Raw genomic sequence first — 9137 nt, 5'->3', positions numbered from 1 at the left:
GGTGCGTGTTCATTTCGACATGTGGGAACGGAATACCTTTAAATAGAAGAAGTCTTCCTATTGGAAGACCTAAGTAGTAACTAGGAAATCCAGTTAATCTAAAAGTTACCCTACCGAGCTGCTGCTACTGTCCCTTTTTCACACAAGTAAGAGATGCAATGGTAGCAGTAACATTACAAGTGGATCAGAACACTATCCTCCATGAAGAACGCGTAGACCGATTATGCTAATAAATATACTTTTTATGTTAAAATGAGGGGTATTTCCAAATGTTTTCGTCGGGGAGGTATGAATGTTATGGAGTATTATAAGCAAATTAGACAGTTTGTGGGGAATCGTCCTATTATTTTGCCTGGAGCAGTCGTGATCTTGGTTAATGAACGGGAACAAATTCTTTTGCAACAAAGACTGAATGAGACCTGGGGGTTGCCAGGAGGACTTATGGACTTGGGTGAGTCTTTAGAGGATACAGCACGACGTGAATTTTTTGAGGAAACAGGTTTGACAGTAGGGGATCTGACCTTAGTCGGTGTGTTTTCTGGTGCTCAGTATCATTATACTCTTTCCAATGGAGATGAATTTTACGCCGTAACGACGACCTATATGGCACGTGAAGCAACAGGTGAGTTAGTGATGGAAACGGCTGAAACTCGAGATTTGCAATATTTTGATTGGCACGATCTCCCGGAAACGCTGGGGCAAGTATATAGGGATAGTATAACGGCTTATCTACAAAATGTTTCAAAACGTTAGGAGGCGAACATCGTAATGGTTTCATATGTGATCGTACTTGTCTATGTTTTGTACATGTTATATAAGAGTTACAGAGCTAATCTAGCTAAGAAACAGGTTGGGACAGTTGCGCTCGTTGGGTATAGCGATTATCAAAGAATATTCATCTCACTGCTAAATCTGTTCTTCTTACCTTTTATCGTCACGCTAGATGGCAACGGAAAGTATGGGGTGTTATTCCTCCTCATTCTCCTATCAGCTTTGCTAGATCGTACGTATCTTGGAGATAATGGCATTAAGGTAAACGATATTTACATTTCCAAAGAAGATATCCTCTATTACTATATGGTTGAAGGAAAAATCAATCAATTCGAGATTTTCGTAAAAGGTAAGTTAGATCCGGTAAGCATTACAGTCAATAAGCGGAATTTAGGGAAACCGTTAGTGGAAATATTGGCAGACTGGAAGTCTATAGGGTAGCATTATAGTAGGTAGTAGGAAGTACGTCGCAACCAACATCTCCAACGCTAATAATCTAGATAAAGAAAGGCGTACCATATGGATACTTATATCATTACGGGCGGTTCCAAGGGCCTCGGCGCTGCCATCATTCGGCAGCTGCTAGAGCAAGGCGCTGCGGTTCATTGCATTTCCCGCAGCGAGAACGAGATCTTGCGCCAAGAGGCGCTGCGCATGGAAAGTCAGCTGACCTTCCATGCTTACGATTTGGCGCAAACCGAAGGGATCGATTCGCTCATGGAGCGAATCCTCGCCAAACCAGATGGCGTGGCTTCCGTCACGCTCATTAACAATGCGGGCATGATCGAGCCGATTGTCTCGATCGGCCGAGCAGCCCCAGACGACCTGCAGCGCAGCCTGCAGGTCAATCTCGTCGCACCCGCGGTGCTGACGAACAGCTTCATTCGGCTCACGCAAGCGTGGCCGATCGTGAAGCGTGTGGTCGGCATCTCCTCGGGCGCGGGGCGCAAGCCCTACCCCGGCTGGGGTGCTTACTGCACCGCCAAAGCCGGGCTGGATATGCTGGCGCGCTGTGTCGGCGCCGAGCAGTTGACACAGCCACACCCGGTGCTGATTTGCAGCGTGGCACCGGGTGTAGTGGATACCGATATGCAGCGGGAGATCCGCGCTGCCTCTGAAGAGGACTTCCCGCTGGTGAGTCGGTTCGTCCAGCTCCAAGAGCAGGGGGAGCTGCGCTCCCCTGAAGATACCGCGAAGCAGCTGTTGCACCTGCTGCACGCGAATGCATTCGAACAAGGCGAGGTCGCAGACTTACGCTCAAAATAGCTCTTGCCTTCATACAACATGCGCACGAAATATCTCTTTTCTTCATCCAACATGCGCACAAAATAGCTCCTGTCTCCATCCAACATGCGCACGAGATAGCTCGTGTCTTCATCCGACCTGCGCACGAAATATCTCTTGCCTTCATCCAACTTACGCACAAAAAAACTTACCTTAATCCAAATTCACACCAAAAAGCCCGTATCGTAATCCGACACGGGCCTTTCTATCACAAGGGTCTATTGAATACTGCCGCTAACCGTACCACCAGAGGAAAGCTCAGAGGTACAGAACCTGCAGCGTGATGCTTGTGCGGGAATCTCAGATAAGCAATGAGGACAGTCTTTGGTTGTTACCGCTTTTTCTTTCGGTGCTTCTTTCTTGCGGAACTTACCGATTTGGCGAACAACCATGAAGATGACGAATGCCACGATTAAGAAATCTAAGAAAGTGGATAGGAATTGTCCGTATCTAAAGACAGCGGTGCTCTTGGCAGCTTCTTCAAATGTTGCGTAATGTTTCCCGTCCAGGGCAACATACAAATCATTGAAATTCACTTTTCCAATAAGCAAACCAACGAGCGGCATGACCAAATCATTTACAATGGACGTAATGACTTTACCGAAAGCCCCTCCGATAATAACCCCGACTGCAAGGTCGAGCATGTTCCCTTTGAATGCAAATTCCTTGAATTCTTTTAGCATGATGTACCCCCATGAGACTTGATTCATAGCATTGTATCATAGCATTGTACCATAATTAATAGAGCTCAAACAAATAAGCTCCCATCCCCTAATATAGATGTTTTTCTCTAAAGTAGGGATGCTTCATCAAAGTTTTTCTATGCCTTTACAGCGGTAATTTCTTTCAAAGCTTGAACAAGTACTGCGTTCTCTTCGGAAGTTCCTATCGAAATTCGTACATGATTAGGAAGATTCCAACCTCCGCCATAACGAACGATAACCCCGCGACTCATCAAATTATCATAGATTGATTTCGCTTGTGCGCCTAGTTCAACCAACACGAAATTACTCATGCTTGGTGTAAAAGGAATTGCCATTACACGCAATTCAGCATATAACTCTTCTCGCACCTTAACGTTATTCGTGCGCGTTGCTTCAAGATGTTGATCATCCTTGAGAGCGGCTGCAGCAGCAACTTGGGCAAGTGTGTTCACATTAAAAGGTTCTTTGACCTGACGAATCCGTTGCAGAATACCCGCATCTGCGATGCCATATCCCACACGAATTCCTGCTAACCCGTAGATTTTAGAAAAGGTTTGGAGTACGACAACAGGGTAGCCTTCTCGTACTAACGCAAGACCATCGCAGTAATCGTCAGCTGTAACGAAATGGCTATAAGCACCATCGAAGATCACAAGTACGTGTGACGGGAGACTTTTTACAAGTCGGTGTAGGTCTGTTTTGGTGATATAAGTGCCTGTGGGATTATTTGGTGAACAAATATAGAGCATCTTCGTGCGTTCTGTGACTGCTTCGAGAATAGCGTCTACTTCATAGCGATAGTTCTCTCCAAGCGATACGCGAATGATGCTGGCTCCAAGTAAGTTGGCTCCGAATTCGTACTCACTAAAGGTGGGAGATGGCACAATGACTTCATCGCCTGGCTCTAAGTAGGTTTCGGAGAGCAGTGTAATTAATTCATCGCCGCCGTTCGTAACAAGGACTTGATCAGGGGAGAAACCGCGCTTCTCCGCAATGGCTTCTCTAAGGGTTACGGTCTCAGCATCTGGGTAACGGTGAATGTCGGATACATAAGCCCCAATAGCCTCAAGAGCAAGAGGGGAAGGGCCTAATGGATTTTCATTGGAAGCTAATTTAGTGACCGAAGTGAGCCCGAATTCTTGTTGGACCTCCCAAATGGGTTTGCCTGGCGTGTAGGGCTGCATGCGGGATAAAATGCTGCGTGGATTAATGTTTTCGACACCTGGACCTTTCATGTACAACACTCCTTATAACGATTATCACTTTATTTAGATAATACATTAACTCGGTAAAGTAGTAAAGCAAAAATTTGCATTTCAGCATAGAGTTGTTTGGTATATGATACAGTTATTGGATGTTGATTTGGTGGAAGGGTGGCAGTGAAGTGAAGAAAATGAGATTCGGTATTCGTGCCAAAATTATGATTGGATATGCGTTCATCATTTTCTGCTTAACTCTTTCTTTTGTGCTTGTTATTCAACAGTTAGCTGCCATGCAGCGAGATCGCAATTATGTAATCGAGCATGATTTTGCCGTCAATAGAGAGTCGAATCTTCTTGAGAAATATGTCATGGATATGGAAAACGGGCAAAGAGGGTATTTACTCACGGGGGAAGCTAAATATTTAGAGCCTTACACGACGGGGCAGACCAAGTGGAGAGACTCCTTTAATCAACTGAGGGAGTTGACGAGTGATACGCCAGTCCAAGAGAAAAATTTAATCGCACTCAAAGAATCTATCGAAAATTGGCTTATACAAACAGGCGGGACCTTACCGACGATGAGGAATGGTCTTGAGAATGAAAGTTATTTTAATTTCACCTTCTTTATTACGCATCAAAGTATTCTGGATATTCGCTCGCAATTAAATCGATTTCGCGGCCTTGAAATGGGGTTCGTGAAGGAGCGAGCGGCACACCTGGATGCACAAAATGAAATGTTGATCAACTCCTTATTTGTTATGTTGGGTGTGGTGATCATTTTTTCGTTGTTAGCAGCACTACTTATTTCGAGATCCATTGTCGGGACGATCAAACAGGTGACCAAGAGTATCATAAAGCTGAGCTCTATGAAGCGAGATCGTTCGAAGCGCATTCATGTCACCATGAATGATGAAGTGAAGGATTTGGCTGACGCAACCAATATGTTGCTGGAGAGTCAAGAAGAGATCGAGTGGCAGCAGCGAAAGCTGACGGAAGTCGTACATATGCTGCAAGGCATTTCTAATTTGGAAATGTTGGGGACCTCCTTTATTCGTAAAGCAGCGGAGTTGTTCGGAGCTTCATTCGGGGTTTTTTACATAAGAAGTGTACACGAATCTAGGGTTGGCATGCTGAGGATGGCAGATTATGCGGCGATGGAGGAAGGGGTTGAAGCTGGGAAAACATTCTTCCGCCTTGGAGAAGGGTTGATTGGCCAATGTGCGATTGAGAAAAGAATTGTACATCTCACACATGTCCCTGAAACGTATATTCGTTTGAAATCGGGACTGGGGTCTGCAACGGCACAAAGTATCCTGATCGTACCGATCATCCATAATCAAGAGGTTATCGCTATCATGGAGTTGGCTTCTTTTGATAAATTTACGGCGCTTCAGCTGAGTCTGATGGATGATATCCTAGAGGTCTTAGGAACAATCGTACACAGCGTGCAAACGCGTGTTGAGGTTGAGCGTCTTCTTGGAGAGTATCAGGCTATGACGGAGGAACTTCAAATTCAACAGGAAGAATTGCATCTGACCAATGAACGGCTAGAGGAAAGGAATCGCTACGCGGATGAAAGGACGAGAGAGCTCGAACACATGAAAGTGTCCTTTGAAGAGCATGCCATTCAGCTTGAGTTGAGCTCGCGGTACAAATCAGAGTTCTTGGCGAACATGTCTCACGAGCTGCGAACGCCTCTTAACAGTATATTGATTCTTTCTCAAATGCTTCAGGAAAACAATAGCAGAACCTTAACGCATGATGAGCAAGAGTATGCTCGTGTTATTCATTCTTCGGGAAATGATTTATTGCTCCTCATTAATGATATCTTGGATTTATCCAAAGTCGAAGCGGGAAAATTAGATATTCATATCGGAGAGTTGCGTGCAGACTGGCTGCCTGAGCTCTTGTTAGGTCATTTCGAGAAGGTGGCTGAACAACGAAAGCTTACATTTCAAATTGAGATGGATACGCAAGTGCCGAAGATCTTCTACACGGATGAACAGAGGCTTAGTCAAATTCTCAAAAATTTGCTTTCTAATGCTTTCAAATTCACGCACCAAGGCTCTGTTCATGTGGCGTTTCGAATGTGTAGCGTGGAGCAAATTGTTGAAATGCTGCCTTCTGCCCTGCATATGGAAGTTATGGCGGTTTCTGTTAGGGATACGGGTATCGGTATAGCAACTGACAAGCAAGAAATCATCTTCGAGCCTTTCCTTCAGGCCGACGGTACAACGAATCGGAAATATGGGGGGACAGGGCTGGGGTTATCAATCAGTCGGGAATTGGCCAGACTCCTTGGGGGTTGTATCCAGATGCAGAGCACAGAAGGCAAGGGAAGTACGTTTACGTTATATGTACCTTCGCTGCCACCTTTACCAGAGGGGGTTACCATAGCCCATAAAGAAGCGGCAGTGGCAATTGACAGTATGAGCAATGACTATTTTATCCGTGAATATAGTGAAAGTAGTGAAATTATACCTAAGTGCGAAGATAGTACTAACAATCAATTTAAGGGTAGAAAAGTGCTGGTTGTTGATGATGATGTGCGTAATGTTTTTGCCCTTTGTAACGCGTTTGAGCAAGAAGGTATTATCGTTAGTGTTGCTCAGAATGGACAAGAATGCTTAGAGTTGTTGGCAAAAGATCCCAGCATTGAACTTATTCTCATGGATATCATGATGCCTGTGATGGATGGCTATGAAGCAATGCGTCTCATAAGGAAAAATAATCATTACGCCAATGTACCGATGATTGCACTTACGGCCAAAGCTATGAAACAGGACAGAGAGATATGCTTACAGGCAGGCGCATCTGACTACATTAGCAAGCCGCTGCATATGAGCCAACTGCTCTCGCTTATGCAAGTTTGGTTAAGTAAATAAAGCAGAAAGACCTTTAACTACCTCCCGATTCTGGAAGGGGTCAAAGGTCTTTTGTATTAATGGACATTGCGTTCTGTATATACTTCAAAATGATAAATCGTGTTGCGCGTTAATACCCGGAAATCGAGTCCGTCTTGATCAATCGCTTGCACACGTGTTGTTTTGAAAGGTGTATGTTGCTGAACCCCTGATAAGGTCATTGGGCATCCTACCTCGGTTGGGTTCACTTCACGAAATGTTTGCCCTTGAATCTCATCGAAATCGAATCGATCTGACCGATGCTTCGGTGTAATCCCGTCCACTTCATAGATTTGCAGTAGCTTTAACAACCTCATTCTGGCCCCTCCTGTCCGTGGTTTTCGTTTTTATTATACACGGACACTTCGTCTTATGCGAAATCTACAAACCTAACATAAACCTAATGAAGTCTTCATACTTTCCTAGCTTCCCAAATATACAATTGTTCTATCTGAACCGGGGGTGTTGCGCATGTTGCACACGAAAGTGATCATTGGGGAAAAGGAAGTTCTCATTTTCTTCGAAGCCATGTACCAAGAATATTCCAATCGAGCGATTGAAACGATAACCAAGTATTTAAATAATGCTCAGGTACGGGAAGTGTTTGATAATCTGGGATTAGTTCATGCTACGAATACTGAGGTAACGCTTTTCTCTTTAAACGGGGAGATGGAGACAATCCCTATGGCTTGATCGCGGTCTAGCTCTTTCTTTTAATTTTAGCTAGAATGAAGGGGTTAGAACAAGGAGGCGGATACATATGACCGTTATGAAATTAGAACATGTAGGGGTTATGGTAGCAAACTTAGAAGCGTCTATAGCATTCTATGAGAAAGTGATCGGACTTAAGCACAAAGGAACGCTGCTCCACACGAATGGTGTCATTCGGCTTGGTTTTCTTGGCTTTGAAGCTGCTAATGAAACAGAAGTTGAATTAATTGAAGGTTATAATGCGAATCTGCCGCAGGAAGGCAAAGTCCACCATTTGGCCTTTACCGTAGATGATATCGATGTTGAATTCGCAAGAATTCAAGCTTTAGAGGTTGCGCAATTGGACGCGGAAATCACAACATTACCGAACGGTTCTAAGTATTTCTTCTTTAACGGGCTAGATGGCGAGCGAATTGAATTCTTTCAATCGACACGTGGATAGGTTTAACATTTGCTAGATACGGGCATCCTTTTACTAGAGTGATAGATTCTAGCGAAGAGGTGCTTTTTTCATGACAAAGCGTTGGACACAAATGTTAATAGGCTTAACTATACTTGGCTTATTTTTCGGGTGGATTCGTCATGTGGATGCACGGGCTGAACAAGATGCACAGTTATTACTTCGTGTGGCAAAGCCTTTTATGCAATCCAATGAACAGATAACCTTCAAATATACAGGGTATTTCGGTACATGTGATGGTGTGGATGCCAGAGTGATGGGAGCAAGTGAACGTTTGTCTCATAAGCTTGGTTTTACAACTAACATCAATGAACCGATTTCTTTGAAAAACGGTATTTATACGAATAAGTCTGAAGTTGCTGAAAGTGCAGTTGCGACATTAACTGTTGCTAGTCCAGTAGGACAATCGGCATGTTATGCTGTATTACGATTAGATGCGCCAGGGAGTGCGGATCAAGCCCAACTTCTTAAATGGCAGGAGCAAATGACTACACAATTAACCGGTCAGGGCATTAAAGGCAAGTGGAACGTGATGATACAAGGAAATGCTGTTGATGAAGACTTCGGCTTATCGAATGATCCCAAGGAATATCTAAATGAGTTAGTCCGAGCTTATAAAGGAACAGTTGTTGAAAGTTACGAAGATGGCACGACCTTCAGTGCATCGTTGGTAGCATCTGAATTTGAGTCTTCTATACAAAGCGGCGATCAAAAGGTGAATGTCCAAATCGCACTTCATCAAGACACGATTTCAGGCCTTTGGCGTTTAACGATAGGAACACCGATTATTACAATGGAATACTAAAAGCGGAAAAGGGGTGCATAATGCATTCCTTTTTTTGTAGGAACAATTCGAAACAATTGCAATAATGGAACTTTTCCAAAGGGGTTGTAATTGATTTCTAGGCATGGTACATTAGTCCTCGTTGTTCGGAAGCAAACAATCATGACAAGCGAAATTGTAGTGGACTTGCTTTCAAGCAATGAGGTATGGTAAGATGACTTTCCGACAGATGCCGACAATAATTGACAAGAAAAAAGTGCTTGCAATGGTGAAACGATCTGTGGTATATTATTTCTCGCTGCTTCGGTAACACGGTAG

10 protein-coding genes and 1 pseudogene are annotated in these 9137 nt (G+C 44.1%); 7 read left to right on the top strand and 4 right to left on the bottom strand.

Annotated features, from left to right (window positions below; genetic code table 11):
* Positions 1-297: 297 nt before the first annotated feature.
* The 3 genes from A8708_RS10175 to A8708_RS10165 all read left to right on the top strand — a co-directional run bounded on the left by A8708_RS10175 (position 298) and on the right by A8708_RS10165 (position 2037).
* Positions 298-753, top strand: a complete 456-nt coding sequence (locus A8708_RS10175; RefSeq protein WP_068663409.1) for an NUDIX hydrolase — start codon at positions 298-300, stop codon at positions 751-753.
* 15 nt (positions 754-768) lie between these two features.
* Entirely contained in the window at positions 769-1212 is a 444-nt protein-coding gene (locus tag A8708_RS10170; protein WP_068663408.1) for a hypothetical protein, read from the top strand.
* Between the two features lie 78 nt (positions 1213-1290).
* Positions 1291-2037 carry a (S)-benzoin forming benzil reductase gene (locus A8708_RS10165; RefSeq protein ID WP_068663407.1) on the top strand — a complete coding sequence of 249 codons (747 nt, stop codon included), beginning with the start codon at positions 1291-1293 and terminating at the stop codon, positions 2035-2037.
* A gap of 236 nt (positions 2038-2273) precedes the next feature.
* On the opposite strand, the gene mscL is transcribed toward A8708_RS10165, so the two are convergent.
* Positions 2274-2738, bottom strand: a complete 465-nt coding sequence (gene mscL / locus A8708_RS10160) for a large conductance mechanosensitive channel protein MscL (protein WP_068663406.1) — start codon at positions 2736-2738, stop codon at positions 2274-2276.
* A 137-nt stretch (positions 2739-2875) separates the two neighbouring features.
* A complete protein-coding gene (gene hisC, locus A8708_RS10155) occupies positions 2876-3994 on the bottom strand; it encodes a histidinol-phosphate transaminase (protein WP_068663405.1) in 1119 nt (372 codons plus the stop codon).
* Between the two features lie 149 nt (positions 3995-4143).
* Here hisC and A8708_RS10150 point away from each other — a divergent pair.
* Positions 4144-6810: pseudogene (locus tag A8708_RS10150) on the top strand (ATP-binding protein); the annotation flags it as partial.
* Positions 6811-6902: 92 nt separating this feature from the next.
* On the opposite strand, the gene A8708_RS10145 reads toward A8708_RS10150, so the two are convergent.
* Positions 6903-7181: a hypothetical protein gene (locus tag A8708_RS10145; RefSeq protein ID WP_068663404.1), complete on the bottom strand. Its 279-nt coding sequence runs from the start codon at positions 7179-7181 to the stop codon at positions 6903-6905.
* 154 nt (positions 7182-7335) lie between these two features.
* Here A8708_RS10145 and A8708_RS10140 point away from each other — a divergent pair, with 154 nt between their 5' ends.
* The 3 genes from A8708_RS10140 to A8708_RS10130 all read left to right on the top strand — a co-directional run bounded on the left by A8708_RS10140 (position 7336) and on the right by A8708_RS10130 (position 8840).
* On the top strand, positions 7336-7557 hold the full coding sequence (locus A8708_RS10140; protein ID WP_068663403.1) for a hypothetical protein: 222 nt from the start codon (positions 7336-7338) through the stop codon (positions 7555-7557).
* Between the two features lie 67 nt (positions 7558-7624).
* A complete protein-coding gene (locus A8708_RS10135; protein WP_068663402.1) occupies positions 7625-8017 on the top strand; it encodes a VOC family protein in 393 nt (130 codons plus the stop codon).
* A gap of 70 nt (positions 8018-8087) precedes the next feature.
* Positions 8088-8840 (top strand): YwmB family TATA-box binding protein, encoded by a 753-nt coding sequence (locus A8708_RS10130; protein WP_068663401.1) that lies wholly within the window; start codon positions 8088-8090, stop codon positions 8838-8840.
* Here the strand turns inward: A8708_RS10130 and A8708_RS36070 are convergent.
* Positions 8837-9137 (bottom strand): hypothetical protein (locus A8708_RS36070; RefSeq protein ID WP_204787509.1); only part of this gene is annotated, 301 nt, incomplete at its 5' end. The genes A8708_RS10130 and A8708_RS36070 overlap by 4 nt on opposite strands.

The sequence above is a fragment of the Paenibacillus oryzisoli genome, from assembly GCF_001653565.1.
Classification (GTDB): domain Bacteria; phylum Bacillota; class Bacilli; order Paenibacillales; family NBRC-103111; genus Paenibacillus_E; species Paenibacillus_E oryzisoli.
Note: the sequence above shows the minus strand (reverse complement) of the source record. Positions and strands in the feature narration are given on the sequence as shown.

Coding starts and splice junctions, on each gene's coding strand:
- A8708_RS10135 (WP_068663402.1), top strand. CDS start 7,625: ATGACCGTTATGAAATTAGAACATGTAGGGGTTATGGTAGCAAACTTA.
- A8708_RS10175 (WP_068663409.1), top strand. CDS start 298: ATGGAGTATTATAAGCAAATTAGACAGTTTGTGGGGAATCGTCCTATT.
- A8708_RS10165 (WP_068663407.1), top strand. CDS start 1,291: ATGGATACTTATATCATTACGGGCGGTTCCAAGGGCCTCGGCGCTGCC.
- mscL (WP_068663406.1), bottom strand. CDS start 2,738: ATGCTAAAAGAATTCAAGGAATTTGCATTCAAAGGGAACATGCTCGAC.
- A8708_RS10140 (WP_068663403.1), top strand. CDS start 7,336: ATGTTGCACACGAAAGTGATCATTGGGGAAAAGGAAGTTCTCATTTTC.
- A8708_RS10130 (WP_068663401.1), top strand. CDS start 8,088: ATGACAAAGCGTTGGACACAAATGTTAATAGGCTTAACTATACTTGGC.
- A8708_RS10170 (WP_068663408.1), top strand. CDS start 769: ATGGTTTCATATGTGATCGTACTTGTCTATGTTTTGTACATGTTATAT.
- A8708_RS10145 (WP_068663404.1), bottom strand. CDS start 7,181: ATGAGGTTGTTAAAGCTACTGCAAATCTATGAAGTGGACGGGATTACA.
- hisC (WP_068663405.1), bottom strand. CDS start 3,994: ATGAAAGGTCCAGGTGTCGAAAACATTAATCCACGCAGCATTTTATCC.